At 52.0% G+C, this 22,282-nt stretch carries 19 protein-coding genes; 11 read left to right on the top strand and 8 right to left on the bottom strand.

From position 1 onward, the window contains the following. Nucleotides 1-31 precede the first annotated feature (31 nt). A complete protein-coding gene (gene yeiP / locus OGY06_RS15085) occupies nt 32-604 on the bottom strand; it encodes an elongation factor P-like protein YeiP (RefSeq protein WP_003027452.1) in 573 nt (190 codons plus the stop codon). 157 nt (nt 605-761) lie between these two features. Between yeiP and OGY06_RS15080 the strand changes: the two genes are divergently transcribed. Continuing rightward, nucleotides 762-1,016 carry a YkgJ family cysteine cluster protein gene (locus tag OGY06_RS15080; protein ID WP_081364641.1) on the top strand — a complete coding sequence of 85 codons (255 nt, stop codon included), beginning with the start codon at nt 762-764 and terminating at the stop codon, nt 1,014-1,016. Here OGY06_RS15080 and setB read toward each other — a convergent pair. Further along, complete coding sequence (gene setB, locus OGY06_RS15075; RefSeq protein ID WP_003834548.1) at nt 1,013-2,194, bottom strand: sugar efflux transporter SetB; 1,182 nt, start codon at nt 2,192-2,194, stop codon at nt 1,013-1,015. The two genes, OGY06_RS15080 and setB, sit on opposite strands and share 4 nt — an antisense overlap. A gap of 368 nt (nt 2,195-2,562) precedes the next feature. On the opposite strand from setB, the gene fruB reads away from it, so the two are divergent. From fruB to fruA, 3 genes are read left to right on the top strand one after another with little or no spacing between them, the layout of a single operon-like run. Continuing rightward, nucleotides 2,563-3,693 carry a fused PTS fructose transporter subunit IIA/HPr protein gene (gene fruB / locus OGY06_RS15070; protein WP_125112606.1) on the top strand — a complete coding sequence of 377 codons (1,131 nt, stop codon included), beginning with the start codon at nt 2,563-2,565 and terminating at the stop codon, nt 3,691-3,693. Continuing rightward, on the top strand, nt 3,693-4,631 hold the full coding sequence (gene fruK, locus OGY06_RS15065) for a 1-phosphofructokinase (RefSeq protein ID WP_003834544.1): 939 nt from the start codon (nt 3,693-3,695) through the stop codon (nt 4,629-4,631). Before fruB ends, fruK begins: the two co-directional genes overlap by 1 nt. A gap of 16 nt (nt 4,632-4,647) precedes the next feature. After that, nucleotides 4,648-6,336: a PTS fructose transporter subunit IIBC gene (gene fruA / locus OGY06_RS15060; protein WP_286605611.1), complete on the top strand. Its 1,689-nt coding sequence runs from the start codon at nt 4,648-4,650 to the stop codon at nt 6,334-6,336. 106 nt (nt 6,337-6,442) lie between these two features. Here fruA and OGY06_RS15055 read toward each other — a convergent pair whose 3' ends face one another. Beyond that, a complete protein-coding gene (locus OGY06_RS15055) occupies nt 6,443-7,741 on the bottom strand; it encodes an anaerobic C4-dicarboxylate transporter (RefSeq protein ID WP_063940523.1) in 1,299 nt (432 codons plus the stop codon). A 75-nt stretch (nt 7,742-7,816) separates the two neighbouring features. Continuing rightward, nucleotides 7,817-8,536, bottom strand: a complete 720-nt coding sequence (gene cuyB / locus OGY06_RS15050) for a cysteate racemase (protein WP_003834537.1) — start codon at nt 8,534-8,536, stop codon at nt 7,817-7,819. A 352-nt stretch (nt 8,537-8,888) separates the two neighbouring features. Between cuyB and hypT the strand changes: the two genes are divergently transcribed. Beyond that, complete coding sequence (gene hypT / locus OGY06_RS15045) at nt 8,889-9,800, top strand: hypochlorite stress DNA-binding transcriptional regulator HypT (RefSeq protein ID WP_020996669.1); 912 nt, start codon at nt 8,889-8,891, stop codon at nt 9,798-9,800. 32 nt (nt 9,801-9,832) lie between these two features. On the opposite strand, the gene nfo is transcribed toward hypT, so the two are convergent. Both nfo and OGY06_RS15035 read right to left on the bottom strand, forming a co-directional pair. Continuing rightward, nucleotides 9,833-10,690 (bottom strand): deoxyribonuclease IV, encoded by an 858-nt coding sequence (nfo, locus tag OGY06_RS15040; RefSeq protein ID WP_003834523.1) that lies wholly within the window; start codon nt 10,688-10,690, stop codon nt 9,833-9,835. Nucleotides 10,691-10,761: 71 nt separating this feature from the next. Next, the gene (locus tag OGY06_RS15035) at nt 10,762-11,811 is read right to left on the bottom strand and encodes a YeiH family protein (RefSeq protein ID WP_003834521.1); all 1,050 of its coding nucleotides are present in this window, start codon (nt 11,809-11,811) and stop codon (nt 10,762-10,764) included. A 119-nt stretch (nt 11,812-11,930) separates the two neighbouring features. Between OGY06_RS15035 and yieE the strand changes: the two genes are divergently transcribed. Together yieE and lysP are read left to right on the top strand one after the other, a co-directional pair. Continuing rightward, nucleotides 11,931-12,812, top strand: a complete 882-nt coding sequence (gene yieE / locus OGY06_RS15030; protein ID WP_003834519.1) for a DNA-binding transcriptional regulator YeiE — start codon at nt 11,931-11,933, stop codon at nt 12,810-12,812. 195 nt (nt 12,813-13,007) lie between these two features. Further along, nucleotides 13,008-14,477 carry a lysine-specific permease gene (gene lysP, locus OGY06_RS15025; RefSeq protein WP_003834517.1) on the top strand — a complete coding sequence of 490 codons (1,470 nt, stop codon included), beginning with the start codon at nt 13,008-13,010 and terminating at the stop codon, nt 14,475-14,477. Between the two features lie 65 nt (nt 14,478-14,542). Here the strand turns inward: lysP and OGY06_RS15020 are convergent, their stop codons facing one another. Next, complete coding sequence (locus tag OGY06_RS15020; protein ID WP_003834514.1) at nt 14,543-16,528, bottom strand: ligand-gated channel protein; 1,986 nt, start codon at nt 16,526-16,528, stop codon at nt 14,543-14,545. Nucleotides 16,529-16,807: 279 nt separating this feature from the next. Then, the gene (fghA, locus tag OGY06_RS15015; RefSeq protein ID WP_003834512.1) at nt 16,808-17,644 is read right to left on the bottom strand and encodes an S-formylglutathione hydrolase; all 837 of its coding nucleotides are present in this window, start codon (nt 17,642-17,644) and stop codon (nt 16,808-16,810) included. Nucleotides 17,645-17,966: 322 nt separating this feature from the next. On the opposite strand from fghA, the gene folE reads away from it, so the two are divergent. From folE to mglB, 4 genes are all read left to right on the top strand, one after another. Beyond that, entirely contained in the window at nt 17,967-18,635 is a 669-nt protein-coding gene (folE, locus tag OGY06_RS15010) for a GTP cyclohydrolase I FolE (protein WP_003027410.1), read from the top strand. Between the two features lie 14 nt (nt 18,636-18,649). After that, nucleotides 18,650-19,807, top strand: coding sequence for a DUF418 domain-containing protein YeiB (gene yeiB / locus OGY06_RS15005; RefSeq protein ID WP_063940519.1), 1,158 nt, complete (start codon nt 18,650-18,652; stop codon nt 19,805-19,807). A 144-nt stretch (nt 19,808-19,951) separates the two neighbouring features. Next, nucleotides 19,952-20,977, top strand: a complete 1,026-nt coding sequence (galS, locus tag OGY06_RS15000) for an HTH-type transcriptional regulator GalS (RefSeq protein ID WP_003834506.1) — start codon at nt 19,952-19,954, stop codon at nt 20,975-20,977. A 293-nt stretch (nt 20,978-21,270) separates the two neighbouring features. After that, complete coding sequence (gene mglB / locus OGY06_RS14995; RefSeq protein ID WP_003027399.1) at nt 21,271-22,269, top strand: galactose/glucose ABC transporter substrate-binding protein MglB; 999 nt, start codon at nt 21,271-21,273, stop codon at nt 22,267-22,269. Nucleotides 22,270-22,282: the final 13 nt, after the last annotated feature.

Here is a 22,282-nt window from a genome sequence, read left to right as displayed (position 1 = left end):
CTGTCCCTTGCCGTCACTGCGCAGCAGAAAATTAATCTGCACGGCCCATATAGCGACGTTCTTCGATATGAATACGGATTTTTTCACCCGCACTTAGGTACTCAGGAACCTGGATCACCAGACCGGTGCTCAGGGTTGCTGGCTTGTTGCGCGCGCTCGCTGAAGCGCCTTTAATACCCGGTGAGGTTTCAACGATTTCCAGGTCTACAGTCTGCGGCAGTTCAAGCGCCAGCAGTTGGCCGTCCCAGGTCAGTACCTGCATGTCCGGCATACCGCCTTCCGGCATGAACAGCAGCTCTTCTTCAATCTGGTCTTTGGTGAAGGTATACGGGGTATAGTCTTCTTTATCCATAAAGATGTATTCGTTGCCATCGACGTAGGAGAAATCAACGCCACGACGGCTCAGAGTGACGGTATCCACGATATCGTCGCCTTTGAAGCGCTCTTCAACTTTCAGACCGGTACGCACATCAGAAAAACGCATTTTGTACAGCGTGGCAGCACCACGTGCGGACGGTGATTGAATATCGATATCTTTTACAATCAGCAGTTTGCCGTTGTAGTTCAGTACCATACCTTTTTTAATTTCGTTCGCTCTTGGCATCGAAAAAATCCTGTAGTGAGGAGTGTCTAAAATATCGCGTAAAACTACTCGCGCCGGGGCATTCAGGCAAGCGGAATTCATGCTTTTGCTGGTGCAAAAAAGGTGGTACTGTGCCCTTCCCGCACAATCCGATGGTTTACGATAAAGAGAGTACTGTATGGAATGCCGTCCGGATTGTGGTGCATGCTGCACCGCGCCTTCAATCTCCAGTCCCATCCCCGGTATGCCTGATGGCAAGCCCGCTAATACGCCCTGCGTTCAGTTGGATGAATCCCTGCGTTGCAAAATTTTTGCGTCGCCGCTACGACCAAAGGTGTGCGCCGGTTTACAGCCCAGTGCGGAAATGTGCGGGCGGACGACGCACCAGGCCATGGTTTATCTCATCGAGCTTGAAGCGCTAACCGCGCCTTAAACGTCCTTGATGCGCGCCAGGCACGCGACGGTGGCGACGATCATCACCAGTGCAAACCAGAACACCGCGTGATAGTTCCAAATTTCAGCGGCAATTCCCGCCAGCGATCCGGCAATAATCCAGCCCACGCGAATGGTATTCGTATAGAGGGTGGTGGCTGAACCCGCCTGTCCCGGCATCAGGTCCTGGAAATAGAGCATACCAATCCCGCCGAGAATACCGATGTAAATCGCGTTCAGCAGCTGTAAGCCAAGCAATATCGCCGGAGAGTGAGCCAGTAGCATACCGGCATAAAAGAAGAATCCGGCAACGACGGCAATTCTCATCAACAGACGTTTACCCAGACGCTTTGCAAAATAGCCAGCAATCAACATGGTCGGGATTTCCAGACCGGCTGCGGTGCCCATCATGATGCCAGCCAGTTTTTCCGGCAGATGCAGTTCGTTGATGATAAACAGCGGCATATTAATGATATAGAGACTATTGGTTCCCCACATTAATGTGCAGATAACAAACAGCAGCAACGTGTCGCGTCGATTGCGGCGCGGGGCCTCAACTGCGCCTGTCGCGAGAGGCACGTTTTTACTCATTGAGGGTAAAAACAGCCAGACCATTACGCCGCAGACAACAAACGCCACCGCCGCGCTGAGATACATCACTGTAAAGCTGAATCCCATGGCCAGCGCGTAGGCCAGCGGCGGGCCAATTACCCAGGCTAGCGAAACCTGCGCACGTAATATTGAGCTGAACATGACGGCTTCCCGACCTGTGCGGTCGGCGTGTTCACGGGCGAGAGCAAACATTTGCGGGTTGGCGGTCGATCCAAAGCTGCTGAGGAATACCCCGACAAACAGCAAGATAAAATAATTACGATTCCAGGCAAACAGCACGCAGGCCAGCATCCCCAGCACGCAGCAAAACACAATCAGGTTCTTGCGATCGCCTTTTCTATCTGAACGTCCGGCCAGAAACTGACTTACCAGAATACCGATCACAGCGCTACCGGTAAAAAAGAACCCGACCATGCCGGGACGGGCGTGGACTTCATCCGTCAGAAAAAGGCTGAGCGTTGGCGTCTGCAACGCACCGGCGATACCCGTCAGAAATGCGACAAGCAGGAACGCCGAAGACGTTAAATCAAACGCCTTGGGTGTGGCGGCTACGGGGGTGTTATGCATGTTTTGATATCAATGATGTGAAGAGACGCGGAGTTTACGCCGCTTGTCAGAAAATAAACAGGGAGCCAAATCAAAATCGGCATCAAAAATCAAAATAGCATTTCAGTCAAAGAATGCTGTTTGCTGACGTTGCTGAATCTGACAAGCTGACGGCGTTTTTGCGTCAGCATTTTTTTCTTCTTCGCAGAGAAAATGTGCGTTATCTCTAAATTCAGCAAGTAATTTGTCAACTTTACTTGTGTGCTGAAGAAAAAAGAGCAAGACTTCTTGAAACGTTTCAGCGTCATCTTGCCTTAACTGATGGAGTCGGGTGACGCCTTTTTTCTCATGTTGGCTGAATCGTTTCAATTCAGCGGGAGAGGAGAATCATGTTCCAGTTATCTGTTCAGGATATTCACCCGGGCGAACAGGCCGGGAATAAAGAAGAGGCTATTCGCCAGGTTGCCGCTGCCTTAGTGCAGGCGGGTAACGTCGCGGAAGGCTACGTCGATGGCATGCTGGCGCGCGAACAACAGACGTCCACGTTCCTCGGCAACGGTATTGCGATTCCTCACGGTACGACGGACACGCGCGATCAGGTACTGAAAACCGGTGTGCAGGTATTTCAGTTTCCGCAAGGCGTGACCTGGGGAGAAGGGCAGGTTGCTTATGTGGCAATCGGCATCGCCGCAAGTTCTGATGAACACCTCGGTTTACTGCGTCAGCTGACACACGTGCTGAGCGATGACTCCGTCGCTGAACAGCTGAAATCTGCGACCACGGCGGAAGAACTGCGTGCGCTGCTGATGGGTGAAAAGCAAAGTGAACAGCTGAAGCTTGATAACGAAACGCTGTCGCTGGATGTCGTGGCCAACTCGCTGGTGACGCTGCAGGCACTCAACGCGGCACGGCTGAAAGAAGTCGGTGCGGTTGACGCCACCTTTGTGGCCAGAGCAATCAATGAGCAACCGATGAATCTCGGTCAGGGGATCTGGCTGAATGACTGTGCTGAAGGTAACGTGCGTAGCGCCGTTGCGGTCAGCCGTGCAGCAACAGCGTTCGATGTACAAGGTGAAGTTGCCGCCCTGTTGGTGACCGTCGCCATGAATGACGATCAACCGGTTGCTGTGCTGAAGCGCCTTGGCGATCTGCTGCTGAATAATAAAGCTGACCGTTTGTTGAAAGCTGATGCGGCAACGGTGCTGGCGCTGCTGACCAGCGATGACGCCTTAACTGATGATGTACTGAGCGCCGAATTTATTGTGCGCAATGAGCATGGTTTACATGCCCGCCCGGGCACCATGCTGGTGAATACGATTAAACAATTTAACAGTGAAATTACCGTGACAAATCTTGATGGAACCGGCAAGCCGGCGAATGGACGCAGTCTGATGAAAGTTGTGGCGTTAGGCGTGAAGAAAGGACATCACCTGCGCTTTACTGCACAGGGCGAAGATGCTGAACAGGCGCTGAAGGCGATTGGCGAAGCCATCGCAGCAGGTCTTGGGGAGGGCGCGTAATGAGCAGACGTGTTGCTACTATCACCCTTAACCCGGCCTACGACCTGGTGGGTTTCTGCCCGGAAATTGAACGCGGTGAAGTGAACCTGGTTAAAACCACCGGTCTGCATGCGGCAGGGAAAGGGATCAACGTCGCTAAGGTTTTGAAGGATTTAGGTATCGATGTCACTGTGGGTGGCTTCCTGGGTAAAGACAACCAGGATGGTTTTCAGCAGTTGTTCAGCGAGCTGGGCATTGCCAACCGTTTTCAGGTCGTGCAGGGCCGTACCCGTATTAACGTCAAGCTGACCGAAAAAGACGGTGAAGTATCTGACTTCAACTTCTCCGGCTTTGAAGTCACCCCGGCTGACTGGGAACGCTTTGTAAATGATTCGCTGAGCTGGCTGGGCCAGTTCGACATGGTGTGCGTCAGCGGCAGTTTGCCAACCGGCGTGAGCCCGGAAGCCTTCACCGACTGGATGACGCGCCTGCGTAGTCAGTGTCCTTGCATTATCTTTGATAGTAGTCGTGAAGCGTTGGTAGCAGGTCTGAAAGCGGCGCCATGGCTGGTGAAGCCAAACCGTCGCGAACTGGAAATCTGGGCCGGTCGTAAGCTGCCGGAAATGAAAGATGTGATTGAAGCGGCGCATGCGCTGCGTGAGCAGGGGATCGCTCATGTGGTGATTTCACTCGGCGCGGAAGGTGCGCTGTGGGTTAACGCCTCAGGCGAGTGGATTGCTAAACCGCCGTCAGTTGAGGTGGTCAGCACCGTCGGCGCGGGTGATTCAATGGTTGGCGGTCTGATTTACGGCCTGCTGATGCGTGAGTCCAGCGAACATACCCTGCGTCTGGCGACGGCTGTTGCCGCCCTGGCGGTAAGCCAAAGTAATGTAGGCATTACCGATCGTCCTCAGTTGGCCGCAATGATGGCGCGTGTCGACTTAAAACCGTTTAACTGACAGCAGGAGAGGCATAATGAAAACGCTGCTGATTATTGACGCTAATCTCGGCCAGGCTCGCGCTTACATGGCGAAAACCCTGCTTGGAGCGGCGGCACAGAAAGCACATCTGGAAATTATTGATAATCCGAATGATGCCGAACTGGCAATTGTTCTGGGCGATACGCTTCCTGCCGACAGTTCGCTGAACGGCAAAAAAGTCTGGCTGGGCGACATTGGTCGTGCGGTTGCGCATTCTGAACTCTTCCTTAGCGAAGCTAAAGGCCATGCAAAACCCTACAGCGCCCCGGTTACAACAGCACCTGTGGCCAGCAGTGGTCCAAAACGCGTGGTGGCGGTGACGGCGTGTCCGACCGGTGTTGCTCATACGTTTATGGCCGCTGAAGCGATTGAAACTGAAGCGAAAAAACGTGGCTGGTGGGTGAAGGTTGAAACCCGAGGTTCTGTTGGCGCAGGTAACGCCATTACGCCGGAAGAAGTGGCTCAGGCTGATCTGGTGATTGTGGCAGCTGACATTGAAGTTGATCTGGCGAAGTTTGCCGGCAAACCGATGTATCGCACCTCTACCGGTCTTGCGTTGAAGAAAACCAAGCAGGAGCTGGACAAAGCGCTGGAAGAAGCAACACCGTACCAGCCAACCGGTAAAGCGCAGACTTCAGCAACCGAAAGTAAGAAAGAGAGCGCGGGGGCGTATCGTCACCTGCTGACGGGCGTCTCTTATATGCTGCCGATGGTAGTTGCTGGTGGCCTGTGTATTGCACTCTCGTTCGCTTTTGGTATCGAAGCGTTTAAAGAACAGGGTACGCTGGCGGCGGCGCTGATGCAGATTGGCGGTGGTTCAGCCTTCGCGCTGATGGTGCCGGTACTGGCAGGTTATATCGCGTTTTCCATCGCTGACCGTCCGGGTCTGACGCCGGGTCTTATCGGCGGTATGCTGGCGGTAAGCACCGGTTCCGGCTTTATTGGCGGGATTATTGCTGGTTTCCTTGCCGGTTATGTGGCGAAGCTTATCAGCACGAAGCTGAAACTCCCGCAGAGTATGGAAGCGCTGAAACCGATCCTGATCATTCCGCTGTTCTCAAGCCTGGTGGTTGGCCTGGCCATGATTTACCTGATCGGCAAACCGGTGGCGGGTATTCTGGAAGGTTTGACTCACTGGCTGCAAACCATGGGTACGGCCAATGCGGTGCTGCTTGGCGCGATTCTTGGCGGCATGATGTGTACCGACATGGGTGGTCCGGTTAACAAGGCGGCGTATGCTTTCGGTGTGGGTCTGCTGAGTACACAAACTTATGCGCCGATGGCGGCCATCATGGCTGCGGGTATGGTACCTCCGCTGGCTCTGGGTCTGGCTACGCTGGTTGCGCGTCGTAAGTTCGACAAAGCGCAGCAGGAAGGCGGCAAAGCTGCCCTGGTACTGGGCCTGTGCTTTATCACCGAAGGGGCAATCCCGTTCGCTGCCCGTGACCCAATGCGCGTTCTGCCTTGCTGTATCGTTGGTGGTGCGATTACCGGGGCTATCTCGATGGCGGTGGGTGCGAAGCTGATGGCGCCACACGGCGGGCTGTTTGTCCTGTTAATCCCAGGTGCAATCACGCCGGTGTTGGGATACCTGCTGGCAATTATTGCCGGTACGCTGGTAGCCGGTCTCTCCTACGCGGTGCTGAAGCGCCCGGAAGCTGAGGTTGTGGCAAAGGCGGCCTGATTTAACGTCAATACCAGGGGCAGAGAATTCTCTGCCCCTTTTTTATGCTTTTACCTATACCGTTGCAGCATCGCCACAATAATCCATCCAGCCTTAATAAAACGGGTCAGGTAATCATTGGCGCGATGATAAAACCAAAGGCAACGCCAGCAATGATCCCACCCAGTCCTGGCAGCATAAACGGATGGTTTAAGACATACTTGCCCACGCGCGTTGTCCCTGTGGTGTCGAACTCCATTGCCGCCAGCGAAGTCGGGTATGTTGGTAGAACAAACACCCCGGTTACCGCCACATAGGAGGCCAGAATTGCCCATGTAGGCACGCCGAGCGCAACGGCCAGAGGGATGATCAGCGGCGTGGTGGCGCCTTGCGAGTAGAGAAGCGCACAGGTACCAAACAGCACCAGTGCCAACAGCATGGGATAAGCCCGTAGAATATCGCCTGCGATATCCTTAATCTCCGCTAAGTGGGCATCAATGAAGGTCGTTCCCAGTGTAACAATCCCGAGAATGACCGCCAGTGAACTCATCCCTGATCTAAACGTGGATGTCAGGACAATAGCATCGGTTGATGTTTTGCATAACACCACCATCAGGCAAGCGGCAGCCAACATACAGATAATGATGATATCCCGGGTATTCATTGGGTTGCCTGCATCGAATCCAGGGCGTAGCTGCGGGCAGGCGGCAAGAATAACGATGACGACCGTTGCCAGCATAAACAGGGCGACCGAGAGTTTGGCACCCGGCGTGGTGCTGTTTTGCCCTTCATATTTACGCACTAATCCTTTTTGCAGGCGTTCCAGATAGACTTCATCATCCTGAAGCTCGCATCCCTGACGTGAGGCGATAAAAGCGGCAACCATCGCGGCGACAAACGAAGCTGGTAGACATACCGCCATGACCTGAATAAAGGTGATACCGTTGCCCTCCATAATGGTCAGCATCGCCGCCATTGCGGCACTGATCGGCGAACCGGATATCGCCACCTGGGAGGCGACTACGGATCCGGCGAGCGTACGAGAAGGGCGGATACCGGACTCTTTGGCGACTTCGGCAATCACTGGCAGGGTAGAAAATACAATGAACCCTGTTCCGGCCATTATGGTCATCGACCAGGTGATAATCGGTGCAATAATATTGATATATTTAGGGTTACGCCGCATGAAATTACCGGCAACACGAACCAGATAATCCATACCTCCTGCGGCCTGTAGCGCCGATGCTGCCACGACAACTGTCATAATAATAAGGATAACGTCAACGGGTGGCGAGCCAATTTGCAGATCAAATCCCAACGTTAAAATAGCCAGCCCCAGACCACCGCATAAACCGATACCTATTCCGCCGAGGCGGATACCAAAAAATATTGCACCCAACACGACGATAATTTCTAACCAAACCATAATGGCCTCCGCCAGAGAATAATTTGTTATTAAAATAAGTGGTTGTTTAATGCTTTATTAATCTGGTAATGGCTGTTATTGCGCCAGAAGATGATGTTTGCCAACTCGTTTTTCGTACCATTTAATACCGGCGCGAACTAATGATCCGGTTGAGTCAATATATTTATCTGGAGACTTTCTGACTGCGTCGGCAAGAATGACGGGGACTTCAGTACATCCCAGTACAATGATTTGTGCGCCGCGTGAGAAGAGCACTTCAGCCTGTTCATTCATCAGCGTTTGTGCCCGCTTAAGGTCGCCGGCTTTTAAGCAATAAATACTTTCCATGACCTTTTCCTGATCGGATGAATCAGGACTGATGCAGGTTAAACCAAGAGATTCTATGCCTTTTTGGTAGAGTCCCATGTAAAGGGTGGCGTTAGTAGCAAGTAAACCGATACGTGATTTTCCGCAGTTTTTGACCTCATTCATGGTTGTTTCAACGATACTGAGTAACTCTGTATGACAGCACTCTTTTAATTCATTAAACCAAAAATGGGCGGTATTACAGGGGATCACAATACACTCCGCACCAGCATCTTCCAGTTTGTGCATATAATCACGCATTGCCGGAAGTGGGGAATGACCATGATGCATTAACGCATCAGTTCGGTCTGGAATATCAGGGATGGATGAAATAATTAATGGAATATGTTCCTGATCGCGTTGCGCTGCGGTAAAGGTGACGAATTTATTAAAAAGATCGACGGTTGCAGCAGGCCCCATACCACCAAGTACGCCAATTAAACCTTTCACGATATATACCTCTATTTACCGATATTTAATATTCAGAGCTGGTGTCTATCTGGTGCTTATGTTTAACAGCAGAGTGTCGTGAGGAGAAATGCAATAATGTTTGGTTCAATGCAAAAAACGCATGAGTGTGATGTCTTTTACCACCTCAGCTGGCCGGCAATCAGCCAGAGGCCCGACGTTACGCGGTGGGGGAGCGGTCGTGGTCGATGAGTAAAGAAACATGTTAATGTCAAAAACGAAGGTATTATGCAAAAAACGAATCACCAGATACTGATGTTGAATATCATCTCCGGGAATATTCAGGCATGATGCTTAAGACTAATCGACATATTTAAACATCCGCGTGACAGGCATGAAAAATATCGAGACAAAATGGTTATATGATTTTCTGACGCTGGAAGCGTGTCGTCATTTTTCCCAGGCCGCGGAGGAGCGCAACCTATCCCAACCGGCATTTAGCCGGCGGATCAAGGCGCTCGAATCCGCTGTTGGGGTGCTGCTGTTTGACCGTACGACGAGTCCACTGCAGCTGACGGAGGAGGGTAAGTTATTCCATTCGCAGACCCGTAGCCTGCTGCAACAACTGGAATGCAATTTAGATGAGCTAAGTGGTCACAACCTGCTTGGCGTTCCCAATATCAAAATAGCGGCGGCACATTCTTTGTCGCTGACGATGTTGCCCAGATTAGTACATTCAATGTCGGCATGGGGCGAGGAGTTTGTTTACCACGTCGAAGCGATTGACGTAGTCCAGGCAGTGAATACGCTGCGCGAGGGGAAAAGTGATTTTATTATCTCCTTTCGCGATGAAGACTTAATGCAGTCACCTTTCTGCGGCTTGAAGGTTTTTGAGTCTGAGCTGTATCCCGTCTGTGCTGCGGATGCACAGGGTAAGGCGTTGTTTGATATCTATCAGCCGCAGGTGCCGATTCTGAACTATACCAGCACTTCCTACATGGGAAGATTGGTTAACCGTCACCTGGCGGAGGTGGGCAGTATTTCGGCGCGTACGCTGTTTATGTCTTCGATGAGTGAGCTATTGAAGAATATGGCATTAGATGGTCATGGTATCGCCTGGCTGCCAGCGTGGACGATCGTGAACGAATTGCGCGATAAGCGCCTGGTTTGTCTGGACACGCCGGAGTTGATGGTGCCAATTCAGGCCTATATTTACCGAATGGATACCCGTTTGAATAAAACGGCTGAGCATTTCTGGCGGATTTTGTACAACCATATGCCAGAGGATCTGGTTACGCTCACTTGATACGCGCCAGCTTGTCTGGCGCGCGGAGATCGTTACGCCACTGCTTTTTCTGTTTGCTGGGCTTTCAGCCAGGCGATCTCTTCGGCCCAGATATCCGGATTAATGGTTTCCAGCACCATTGGAATACCGTCAAAACGATTATCCTGCATAATCCAACGGAAGGCATCATGGCCAATATTGCCTTCACCCAGGCTGTGATGACGGTCAACGCGACTGCCAAACGCGCTCTTGGCGTCGTTCAGGTGCATACCGCGTAGATACTTGAAACCGACAATACGTTCAAATTCCGCAAACGTTTTTTCGCACTCTTCTGCGGAACGCAAATCGTAACCCGCCGCGAAAGCGTGGCAGGTATCAATACAAACGCCAACACGGGACTTATCTTCGACGCCGTCGATAATGGCGGCCAGGTGCTCAAACTTGAATCCCAGATTACTACCTTGTCCGGCGGTATTTTCGATAACTGCCGTAACGCCCTGGGTCTGAGCGAGGACGATGTTGATGGATTCGGCAATGCGCGCCAGACACTCATCTTCCGGGATCTGCATCAAATGGCTGCCAGGGTGAAAGTTCAGCAGGGATAAGCCAAGCAGTTCACAGCGTTGCATTTCATCAAGAAACGCATCACGCGATTTTTCCAGCGCATCGCTGACCGGGTGACCGAGGTTAATCAGGTAACTGTCGTGAGGCAGGATTTGTGCAGAGGTGTAGTGGTACTTCTCACAAGCAGATTTGAAATCATCAATGATTTCGGTGGTCAGCGGCGCGGCACGCCACTGGCGCTGATTCTTGGTGAACAGGGCGAATGCGGTCGCTTCGATTTCTGCGGCTCGAATAGCGGCGTTAGCCAGACCGCCAGCGGCGCTTACGTGCGCTCCGATGTATTTCATAAATTTAACCCGCCATACTCAAATACAAAAAGGGAGAGTATAGCGGGTTAATGGAGGTGAGTCGTGATCGTTTATGCCATCAGGGCGTGGACAGCGACGTTAATCGCAGCACCACCGACAATCAACCAGACAAACAGCAGCAGGGCCATCAGTAACGGTTTGGCACCGGCTTTTTTCAGTGCGCTAACGTGAGTGGTTAACCCCAGTGCAGCCATTGCCATTGCCAGCAAGATGGTGTCCAGCGTTACCAGCATGTTCACAACCGACTGCGGCAGCAGGTGGAACGAGTTAAAAATCGCGACCACAATGAACAGGATGGCAAACCATGGAATAGTGATTTTGCTTTTCTCACCACCCGTAACCGGAGACAGTTGTTTAACGCGAGCTGCCAGCAGGATGAGGAACGGTGCCAGCATCATGACGCGCAGCATTTTGGCAATAACCGCGGCGTTTTCCGCATCCGGGTTAATGGCGTGCCCGGCAGCCACTACCTGCGCCACTTCATGCATGGTGGAACCAATGTAAATACCGTAGGTTTCTGGGCTAAACCAGTGTGCCAGCAGCGGATACATTGCCGGATACAGGAAGATAGCGATGGTACCGAAGATCACCACGGTGGCGACAGCGACGGTTACCTTACTGGCTTCCGCTTTCACTACCGGCTCGGTTGCCAGCACGGCGGCGGCACCGCAAATGCTGCTCCCCGCGCCAATCAGCCAGCTGGTGTGGCGGTCCAGACCAAACACTTTTTGCCCCAGGAAACAGGCAATCATAAAGGTACTGCTCAGCGTTAACACATCAATCACGATACCGCTGACGCCGACGTCAGCAATTTGCGCGAAGGTGAGGCGGAAGCCGTAGAGGATGATCCCCAGACGTAATAGATGTTGTTTAGCAAACAGCACGCCGCCGTCACAGCTTTTCCAGATGTGCGGATAGACGGTGTTGCCGAGGACCATCCCCAACAAGATTGCTAAGGTGAGGGCGCTGAACCCGGCACCTGCGACGGCGGGAATCGATCCACCCCATAAGGCAACCCCAGTGATAACTGCACTCAGGGCAAGCCCCGGAATAAAATGCCACGCTGTACGACGATGAGTCTGCAAGGTGAGTTCTGTCATATCCTTCTCCTTTATCTGGGTAAAAGAGTACGGCGAAGTGGTTTAAAAATAAAATTGATTATATATTTATAATTAATCTCTATAAGTGGTAAGTGACGGTTATCCGGTGGAAAACGACTATGCATATCACCCTGCGACAACTTGAAGTGTTTGCTGAGGTACTAAAAAGCGGTTCAACGACCCAGGCGTCTGTCATGTTGGCATTGTCGCAGTCGGCGGTGAGTGCGGCACTTACCGATCTGGAAGGGCAACTCGGCGTGCAACTGTTTGACCGTGTCGGTAAACGACTGGTGGTCAACGAGCACGGGCGTTTGCTCTACCCACGAGCGTTGGCGTTACTTGAGCAAACAACCGAAATCGAACAGCTTTTTCGCGAAGATAATGGTGCCATTCGGGTCTATGCCAGTAGCACCATTGGTAACTATATCTTGCCTGCTATGATCGCCCGCTATCGGCAGGATTTTCCTGATTTGCCGCTCGAGCTGAGCGTGGGTAACAGTCAGGATGTGATTAATGCGGTGCTGGATTTTAGGGTAGATATCGGACTGATCGAAGGGCCTTGTCACAGTACTGAAATTATTTCTGAACCGTGGCTGGAAGACGAGCTGGTGGTGTTTGCCGCACCGTCGTCACCGCTCACAAAGGGGCCTGTTACGCTGGAACAACTGGCTGCTTCGCCGTGGATCCTGCGTGAACGAGGATCGGGTACGCGCGAACTGGTGGATTACCTGCTGCTGTCTCATCTGCCGAGATTTCAGATGGCAATGGAGTTGGGTAACTCCGAGGCCATTAAGCATGCGGTGCGTCATGGTCTCGGGATCAGCTGCTTGTCGCGTCGGGTTATTGCGGAGCAGTTGCAGGCGGGAACGCTGAGCGAAGTTCCCGTGCCGCTGCCGCGTTTAGTCCGTACTCTCTGGCGCGTGCATCACAGGCAAAAACACATCTCCAATGCCATTACGCGTTTTTTACATTACAGCGATCAGGTCGAGCTGGGCGAATAGGGCGCTTACTGTCGTAATGTCACCTCTCTGTAGAACGGCGGTTATAACTTAACCGCCTTACACCGCATATTTTCTGCTTTACTTATAATCCGCGGCCAGTCATGAAGGTCTCTTATAACAGCGTATTTGTGCCGGAAGAATGCCATTTCGTCTGCTACAATCGCGCCTCATTTTTTGGATGGATAGCATTTTCACATGGTTTCCGAAACTAAAACCACAGAAGCGCCCACGCTACGTCGTGAACTGAAGGCGCGTCACCTGACGATGATTGCCATTGGAGGTTCCATCGGTACAGGTCTTTTCGTTGCATCTGGTGCAACTATTTCTGCAGCGGGTCCAGGTGGCGCGTTGTTCTCTTATATTCTGATCGGTCTGATGGTGTACTTCCTGATGACCAGCCTCGGTGAACTGGCTGCCTATATGCCGGTTTCCGGCTCGTTTTCCACCTACGGTCAGAACTACGTAGAAGAAGGCTTTGGCTTCGCGCTGGGCTGGAACTACTGGTACAACTGGGCGGTAACGATTGCCGTTGACCTGGTGGCCGCACAGCTGGTGATGAGCTGGTGGTTCCCGGACACGCCGGGCTGGATCTGGAGTGCGCTGTTCCTCGGCGTTATCTTCCTGCTGAACTACATTTCCGTTCGCGGGTTTGGTGAAGCGGAATATTGGTTCTCACTGATCAAAGTTACCACCGTCATTATCTTCATCGTGGTTGGCGTGATGATGATTTTCGGTATCTTCAAAGGCGCTCAGCCGGTGGGCTGGAGCAACTGGACGACCGGTGATGCACCGTTTGCCGGTGGTTTTGCTGCGATGATTGGCGTGGCGATGATAGTCGGCTTCTCCTTCCAGGGGACAGAGCTTATCGGTATCGCGGCTGGCGAATCTGAAGATCCTGAAAAGAACATTCCACGTGCGGTACGTCAGGTATTCTGGCGAATCCTGCTGTTCTATGTGTTCGCAATTTTGATTATCAGCCTGATCATTCCGTATACCGATCCAAGCCTGCTGCGTAACGATGTAAAAGACATCAGCGTTAGCCCGTTCACGCTGGTATTCCAGCATGCGGGTCTGCTGTCTGCGGCAGCGGTGATGAACGCAGTTATCCTGACGGCGGTGCTGTCCGCAGGTAACTCCGGGATGTACGCCTCCACGCGTATGCTTTACACCCTGGCATGTGACGGTAAAGCGCCGCGTATTTTCGGCAAACTGTCTCGTGGCGGCGTACCGCGTAACGCGCTGTATGCGACCACCGTGGTGGCGGGGCTGTGCTTCCTGACTTCAATGTTTGGCAACCAGACCGTGTACCTGTGGCTGCTGAATACTTCCGGGATGACGGGCTTTATCGCCTGGCTGGGGATTGCTATTAGCCACTATCGCTTCCGTCGCGGTTATGTACTGCAGGGGCACGATGTGAAGGATCTGCCGTACCGTTCTGGCTTCTTCCCGCTGGGTCCGATCTTCGCCTTTGTGCTGTGCCTGATTATCACCCTGGGTCAGAACTACGAAGCGTTCCTGAAAGACAGCATTGACTGGGGCGGCGTGATGGCTACCTATATCGGTATCCCGCTGTTCCTGATTATCTGGTTTGGCTATAAGCTGACCAAAGGAACCCGTTTTGTTCGCTACAGCGAAATGAAATTCCCGGGCCGCGTAAAGAAGTAACAGTATAAAAAAGCATAACAAAAACCCCGGCATGATGAGTGCCGGGGTTTTTTATTGCGCCTAACTTAGAAGCTGTAAGTCATGCCAACCGTGTAACGACGTCCATCAAGGACGGTGTCGTAGGTATCGTAATCGATTTGTTTATCCAGCACGTTATACACGCCAGCGGTCATCAACAGATCCTTGGTAGCATAGTAACGTAAACCAACGTCGACCTGAGTATAGGACGGGGTGCCCTGTGCCATGGAGGTACGGCTCAGGTATTCAGACGTTTTCCCGCGCAGATTCAGACGGCTCCAGAAACCGAGATCCTGCGTAGCCTGCCAGTCCAGTGTCGTGTTAAACATATGCTTCGGCATTTTGTTCAACGGTTGGCCTGAGAACTGACCGCTTTTCTGCTCAGATTCTGTGTAGGTGTAGTTCGCGGTCCAGTTGACGTCAGAGGTTATTTTCCAGCCGAAGGTGGATTCTACGCCGCGCATATTGGCTTTATCGACGTTAACGCGATCGCTGACGAAGTCATAATGGGTGCCGCCGATGGTGCAGGCCGGATCGGAACTGCTGTTACAACGGCGAACTTCGGTGATTTTGTTTTTAAAGTCGGTATTGAACAACGTAACGCCTGCGTTGAGGTCGTTGCCGTTATCCCACAGTAAACCGATCTCTTCGCTGAGGCTTTTCTCCGGTTTCAGGTCCGGGTTGCCGACAATGATTCCGTTCAGACGACCGCCGCCGGTGACCTGTCCCCAACTGGCAGATGACTGGCGCAGATCCGGTGCGCGATAGCCCGCGGAAACGCCGCCTTTTAAGGTCCACTGATCGCTCAGATGCCATACGCCATAGCCGCGCGGCGTCCAGTTGTCACCGTAGTTTTCATCCTTATCCATACGCAGACCGCCGGTCAGCGTGAAGGTATCGGTAACGGCCCATTCATCTTCAGCAAACAGCGCCCAGCTCCAGCGAGTCAGTTTGTTCAGTCCATCAGCCGCTTGCAGCTGGTTGCCATTATCGCGCAGTTTTTCATAACGGTATTGCCCGCCCAACGTCAGGGTGTGCGCCCCAAGGAATACCTGGTTCTGGTTATTGAAAATCGTGTTGTAGGATTTCATCTGGCGACCGGGGTTGTCGGTCTCTTCCTGCTGGACATAGCTGGTGGAGTTGAAGTCGTCGTAATAACCGCTGTGGGTTATTGAGTACGTGGTGTGCACATACTTGTTTTCGCTTTTACTGTTGGGCTTACAGCTTCCGTTGCGGCAGTTTTCCTCGGCCATGGATTTGCCCGGCGTACTGTCGCGATCCTGCAATTCACGTGCGTAATCGAAATCGATGTCGTTTTTATCATCTGGCGTAAAGTTCAGGGTTAATCCCCCGCTACGCATACGCTGTTCATTGTAGCCATTTACGATTTCATCTTCCGCGCGGTGGGAGAATAATCCGGTCACCTTCGCGCCAAGTAATCCGTCAATCAGTGGTCCAGACGCATAGGCGTTGGTCTGGTAAATATCGCCGGAGTCTCTGTCTTCTTGGAAAGTGGCATCGCCGTGCAGAGAACCAGTCCAGGCTTTAGTATTCGACACTTTTTTGGTGATGACGTTAATGACGCCGCCCATCGCATCGGAGCCGTAGAGGGATGACATCGGGCCGCGGATTACCTCGATACGCTCGATGGATTCCAGCGGCGGCAGCCAACCTTGCTCAATACCTGAGTTGTCGCTGTTAGGACGTGTACCGCGGGTGCTGATGCGTTTACCGTTGACCAGGAAGAGCGTGTATTGCGAAGCCATACCGCGAATACTGATATCGCTACTGCTCCCCCCGCCAGTGACGACGACGCCAGGGACATCTTTTAGCGCATCGGTGACATCTCGATAGGCTTTGTCCTCAATCTGCTGCTTGGTAATAACAGATATTGAAGCCGGGGCATCCTGAATTTTCTGCTCGAAACCGGTAGCGGTAACGACCACGGTGTCTTGTTCAGCGGCATGGCCGAGTGATGGGAGGCAGGCGACGCATACTGCGGCAGCTACAGCCTTAACGTGAGGTATAGTCATTTGTATCATTCCATTTAAATGAATCAAACTGCGCGTCATGTGAAAGGCCATGACAATTGTATGTATTTGTCTTTTAAGGACTCTTTTCAGTAAAGAAGCGGGGGGATTGTACAAAAGTATGAATATTTGTAAACACAAATGATAATAGAAATCATTTGTGTTTGATATGGTTTGGGGTGAAATACTTTTTTAATCAATAAGATAGTGGGGGAAGAAAAAAGGAGAAAAAGTGAAGGAATGATGGAGAAATGAAGAGGGCTTCCGCCCTCAACTAAGAAATTACTTCAGCAAATACTGGGCGTGGAAGCGCAGGTGATCCTCAATAAACGACGCAATAAAGTAATAGCTATGGTCGTAACCAGGCTGGATGCGTAGCGTCATTGGCCAAGCGGTCTGACGGGCAGTTTCGGCTAGTACCGCGGGCTGCAACTGATCGGCAAGAAACTGATCGCTGTCTCCCTGATCGATTAGCGTCGGGATCGCGTCTGCGGGTTTGCTGGCCAGCATCAACGCGCAGCTATCCCACTCTGCCCACTGTGTTTTATCTTCGCCCAGATAAGCACTAAAAGCCTTCTCACCCCACGGAACACGACAAGGGTTTACGATCGGCGCAAAGGCGGAAACGCTGGTGTATCTCCCGGGATTTTTCAGCGCCATAATCAATGCGCCGTGGCCGCCCATGGAGTGTCCGCTGATGGCGCAGCGATCGCTGACGTTGAACTGCGACTGAATCAGTGCCGGAAGCTCATCACGCAGATAGTCATACATACGAAAATGCGTTGCCCACGGCTGCTGGGTGGCATTGAGGTAAAATCCTGCCCCTTGACCTAAATCGTAGCCATCATCGTTGGCAACCTGCTCGCCGCGCGGGCTGGTGTCCGGCATCACGAGAACAATACCCAGCTCAGCTGCAATGCGCTGCGCGCCTGCTTTGGTGGTGAAGTTTTCATCATTACAGGTCAGGCCCGACAGCCAGTACAGCACCGGAGGCGGAGCGTTATCGCGGGGTGGTGGAAGAAAAATACTGAAGGTCATGGCGCAATTTAACGTGGTGGAGTCGTGACGCCAGCGTTGCTGCCAGCCTTCAAAACAGCGGTGCTCTTCAAGCATTTCCATGCGTGGCTCCTTGTTGTGTTGAACCTGAATGTGTTTGCGAACTCATCATAATACAGATTATTCATAGCACTGTGAGTAACTTTCACTTCCGCATTGAGCAAACATACTTCATCATCTATATAACTTTACATTAACACTCGACGTCACCGGGCTGAAAGACAAGTGAAATCAGCGACGCTGAAAGGCTGTGCCAATTTCAATAATTATCACGGTGAATACTGGATTATGTGCGCCGCCTCACGCACAATGTTCTGGCTGTGACACAGCCTAAAAACTTTGCCCCATGCAGGGCAGAGGCGCCCCACCTGCAGGAGAAGAAGAAATGTCATCACTCAGTAAAGAAGCGGCACTGGTTCATGAAGCGCTGGTTGCGCGTGGTCTCGAAACCCCGCTGCGCCCACCTGTGCAAGAGATGGATAACGAAACACGCAAACGTCTTATCTCTGGCCATATGACCGAGATTATGCAATTGCTCAATCTCGATTTGAGCGATGACAGTCTGATGGAAACTCCGCATCGCATTGCGAAAATGTATGTCGATGAGATTTTCTCTGGTCTCGATTACGCCAACTTCCCGAAAATCACCGTCATTGAAAACAAAATGAAGGTGGACGAGATGGTCACGGTCCGCGATATCACGCTGACCAGCACCTGCGAACACCACTTTGTCACTATCGATGGCAAAGCGACGGTGGCGTATATTCCGAAAGATTCGGTCATTGGTCTGTCGAAGATTAACCGCATTGTGCAGTTCTTTGCACAGCGTCCGCAGGTACAGGAACGTCTGACCCAGCAAATTCTCACCGCGCTGCAAACGCTGCTCGGGACGAATAATGTGGCGGTATCGATTGATGCGGTGCATTACTGTGTGAAAGCGCGCGGCATTCGCGATGCGACCAGTGCGACCACCACCACGTCTCTTGGCGGATTGTTTAAGTCCAGCCAGAACACGCGTCAGGAATTCCTGCGCGCAGTACGTCATCACAACTGATTAGGGCAGGAACCATGGAGCGTAATGTCACGCTGGATTTTATTCGTGGCGTTGCCATTCTTGGTATCCTGCTTCTCAATATTAGCGCCTTTGGCCTGCCGAAGGCGGCATACCTCAATCCCGCCTGGTATGGCGACATTACCTTATCTGACGCCTGGACCTGGGCGCTGCTCGATCTCTTTGCGCAGGTAAAATTCCTTACCCTGTTTGCTCTGCTGTTTGGTGCTGGTCTGCAAATGCTGCTCCCGCGTGGTAAACGCTGGATCCAGTCGCGGCTTACGTTGCTGGTGCTATTGGGATTCATTCACGGTTTACTCTTCTGGGATGGCGATATCCTGCTGGCATATGGCTTGATCGGCCTGATTTGCTGGCGGCTGATCCGGGATGCGCCGTCGGTGAAAAGCTTGTTTAACACCGGCGTGGTGCTTTATTTGGCGGGCGTTGGTGTATTGCTGCTGTTGGGTGTGATCTCCGGGAGCGAAACCAGCCGGGCCTGGACGCCGGATGCTTCAGCGTTGCTGTATGAAAAATACTGGAAAGTGAACGGCGGAATGGAAGCAATCAGTAATCGCGTGGATATGATGTCCAATAGCTTGCTGGCGTTAGGTGCGCAATATGGCTGGCAACTGGCGGGGATGATGCTGCTCGGCGCGGCATTAATGCGTAGCGGCTGGCTAAAAGGGCAGTACAGTTTGCAGCATTATCGACGCACTGGCGTTCTGCTGGTTATTATCGGCATGGCGATTAACCTGCCTGCTATCATCGCCCAGTGGCAACTGGACTGGGCCTACCGCTGGTGTGCCTTCCTGTTGCAAGCTCCGCGAGAACTGGGGGCGCCGTTGCAGACCATTGGTTATGCCGCGCTGATGTTTGGTTTCTGGCCACAGCTTAGTCGCTTAAAATGGGTCATTGCCGTCGCCTGTGTGGGTCGCATGGCATTAACCAACTATCTGTTACAGACCTTAATCTGCACCACGTTGTTTTATCAGGCCGGTTTATTTATGAAATTTGACCGGCTGGAGCTGCTGCTTTTCGTCATCCCGGTCTGGGCGATTAACTTACTTTTCTCTGTCATATGGCTGCGTTTCTACCGGCAGGGCCCGGTGGAATGGCTGTGGCGTCAATTAACCCTGCGTGCTTCGGGGACATCATTACCACGAACATCCAGATAACGATCTGGATCACATTCATTAACAAAATGGATGTAAGCGCTTTCATTCCTGTGACATCACTCACGCAGTCCGTTTCATTGTGCTGACAAAATACCCAGCCTGGGGTGTCTGCGGGCAGCCGCAATCTAAAACAGGGCAGTGAATATGGTAACCATTCGTGATGTGGCACGGCAGTCTGGCGTTTCTGTAGCGACCGTTTCCCGCGTACTGAACAACAGTGCGCTGGTGAGTCCCGATACGCGTGAAGCGGTAATAAAGGCAGTCACTCAGCTTGGCTATCGACCTAATGCCAACGCACAAGCGCTGGCGACGCAGGTAAGCGACACGATTGGTGTTGTCGTCATGGATGTATCAGATGCGTTTTTTGGCGCGCTGGTAAAAGCCGTGGATATGGTTGCTCAGCAGCATCAGAAGTATGTCCTGATTGGCAACAGCTACCATGAGGCGGAAAAAGAACGTCATGCCATTGAGGTGTTGATTCGCCAACGCTGTAACGCGCTGATTGTACACTCTAAAGCGCTGAGCGATCGGGAACTGGCCGAGTTTATGGATCAAATCCCCGGCATGGTACTGATCAACCGCCTTGTTCCTGGCTACGCCCACCGTTGCGTCTGCCTGGATAACATCAGCGGTGCCAAAATGGCTACCCGAATGCTGCTAAATAATGGTCATCAACGCATCGGTTATCTGGCATCAAGCCACCGCATTGAAGATGACGCCATGCGCAAAGAAGGGTGGTTAACTGCTCTGAAAGAACAGGGGATTGTTGCGGCAGAAAGCTGGGTCGGCACCGGTTCGCCCGATATGCAGGGTGGAGAGTCCGCGATGGTGGAACTGCTGGGGCGTAACTTACAACTGACGGCGGTCTTCGCTTATAACGACAATATGGCAGCCGGCGCGCTGACCGCGCTAAAAGATAACGGCATCGCTATTCCATTACACCTTTCTATCATTGGCTTCGATGATATTCCCATCGCGCGTTACACCGATCCGCAGCTAACCACTGTGCGCTATCCCATTGCTTCAATGGCAAAAATGGCGACGGAGCTTGCGCTACAGGGGGCGGCTGGCACGTTGGATCCGCAGGCGTCGCATTGTTTTATGCCAACGCTGGTGCGTCGCCATTCAGTAGCGCTGCGGCAGAATGCGGCACCGATCACTAACTCATAACGTTGCGCGATGTAACCGCTTTCAATATGTGAGTAAATTCACAGTATATTAACAATGCGATAGCTATGATGACACTGTTTGTTGCGCTGTAACTACTATGTAACGGTGAATAATCACTTTCATCGAGGTATAGGTGCCTTAAACAAAAATTAAAGCCTGTTTTTGGAGCGTTGCCAGACACGGAAGAAATATTTTTTAAAAGTGAGCTTCGGCGTTCAGTAACACTTCAGTAACGTTCTGCCTGCCGAGCATTTATCTCAAGTACTACCCTGCATAATAAAACCGGAGATACCATGAATAAGAAGGTGTTGACCCTGTCTGCTGTAATGGCAAGCATGTTATTCGGCGCGGCTGCGCACGCTGCTGATACCCGCATTGGTGTGACTATCTATAAGTATGACGATAACTTTATGTCTGTAGTACGTAAGGCTATTGAAAAAGATGCCAAAGCGGCACCAGATGTACAGCTGCTGATGAACGACTCGCAGAACGACCAGTCCAAACAAAACGATCAGATCGACGTGCTACTGGCAAAAGGCGTTAAAGCACTGGCGATTAACCTGGTTGACCCGGCAGCTGCTGGCACGGTCATTGAAAAAGCACGCGGACAGAACGTACCGATCGTGTTCTTCAACAAAGAACCTTCTCGTAAAGCGCTGGACAGCTATGACAAAGCGTATTACGTCGGTACCGACTCTAAAGAGTCCGGCATTATTCAGGGTGATTTGATTGCCAAACACTGGGCAGCTAACCCGAACTGGGACCTGAACAAAGACGGCAAAATTCAGTTTGTTCTGCTGAAAGGCGAACCGGGACACCCGGATGCTGAAGCACGTACCACTTACGTGATTAAAGAGCTGAACGACAAGGGCATTAAAACTGAGCAGCTGCAGTTAGATACTGCAATGTGGGATACCGCTCAGGCGAAAGATAAGATGGATGCGTGGATGTCTGGTCCAAACGCGAACAAAATTGAAGTGGTTATCGCTAACAACGATGCGATGGCAATGGGTGCAGTTGAAGCGCTGAAAGCGCACAACAAAACCAGCGTACCGGTATTTGGTGTGGATGCGCTGCCTGAAGCGCTGGCTCTGGTGAAATCTGGCGCCATGGCCGGTACCGTCCTGAACGATGCCAACAACCAGGCGAAAGCCACCTTCGATCTGGCGAAAAACCTGGCTGACGGCAAAGGTGCGGCAGATGGCACTAACTGGAAAATTGAGAACAAGATTGTTCGCGTTCCGTACGTAGGTGTCGATAAAGATAATCTGGCAGAGTTCACCAACAAATAAATACTCCGTATGT

This window comes from Citrobacter sp. Cpo147, from assembly GCF_030332405.1.
Taxonomy (GTDB): domain Bacteria; phylum Pseudomonadota; class Gammaproteobacteria; order Enterobacterales; family Enterobacteriaceae; genus Citrobacter; species Citrobacter portucalensis.
Note: the sequence above shows the minus strand (reverse complement) of the source record. Positions and strands in the feature narration are given on the sequence as shown.

Coding starts and splice junctions, on each gene's coding strand:
- lysP (WP_003834517.1), top strand. CDS start 13,008: ATGGTTTCCGAAACTAAAACCACAGAAGCGCCCACGCTACGTCGTGAA.
- yeiB (WP_063940519.1), top strand. CDS start 18,650: ATGGAGCGTAATGTCACGCTGGATTTTATTCGTGGCGTTGCCATTCTT.
- hypT (WP_020996669.1), top strand. CDS start 8,889: ATGAAAAATATCGAGACAAAATGGTTATATGATTTTCTGACGCTGGAA.
- fghA (WP_003834512.1), bottom strand. CDS start 17,644: ATGGAAATGCTTGAAGAGCACCGCTGTTTTGAAGGCTGGCAGCAACGC.
- yeiP (WP_003027452.1), bottom strand. CDS start 604: ATGCCAAGAGCGAACGAAATTAAAAAAGGTATGGTACTGAACTACAAC.
- OGY06_RS15035 (WP_003834521.1), bottom strand. CDS start 11,811: ATGACAGAACTCACCTTGCAGACTCATCGTCGTACAGCGTGGCATTTT.
- fruA (WP_286605611.1), top strand. CDS start 4,648: ATGAAAACGCTGCTGATTATTGACGCTAATCTCGGCCAGGCTCGCGCT.
- mglB (WP_003027399.1), top strand. CDS start 21,271: ATGAATAAGAAGGTGTTGACCCTGTCTGCTGTAATGGCAAGCATGTTA.
- fruK (WP_003834544.1), top strand. CDS start 3,693: ATGAGCAGACGTGTTGCTACTATCACCCTTAACCCGGCCTACGACCTG.
- galS (WP_003834506.1), top strand. CDS start 19,952: ATGGTAACCATTCGTGATGTGGCACGGCAGTCTGGCGTTTCTGTAGCG.
- OGY06_RS15055 (WP_063940523.1), bottom strand. CDS start 7,741: ATGGTTTGGTTAGAAATTATCGTCGTGTTGGGTGCAATATTTTTTGGT.
- nfo (WP_003834523.1), bottom strand. CDS start 10,690: ATGAAATACATCGGAGCGCACGTAAGCGCCGCTGGCGGTCTGGCTAAC.
- OGY06_RS15020 (WP_003834514.1), bottom strand. CDS start 16,528: ATGACTATACCTCACGTTAAGGCTGTAGCTGCCGCAGTATGCGTCGCC.
- folE (WP_003027410.1), top strand. CDS start 17,967: ATGTCATCACTCAGTAAAGAAGCGGCACTGGTTCATGAAGCGCTGGTT.
- fruB (WP_125112606.1), top strand. CDS start 2,563: ATGTTCCAGTTATCTGTTCAGGATATTCACCCGGGCGAACAGGCCGGG.
- OGY06_RS15080 (WP_081364641.1), top strand. CDS start 762: ATGGAATGCCGTCCGGATTGTGGTGCATGCTGCACCGCGCCTTCAATC.
- yieE (WP_003834519.1), top strand. CDS start 11,931: ATGCATATCACCCTGCGACAACTTGAAGTGTTTGCTGAGGTACTAAAA.
- setB (WP_003834548.1), bottom strand. CDS start 2,194: ATGCATAACACCCCCGTAGCCGCCACACCCAAGGCGTTTGATTTAACG.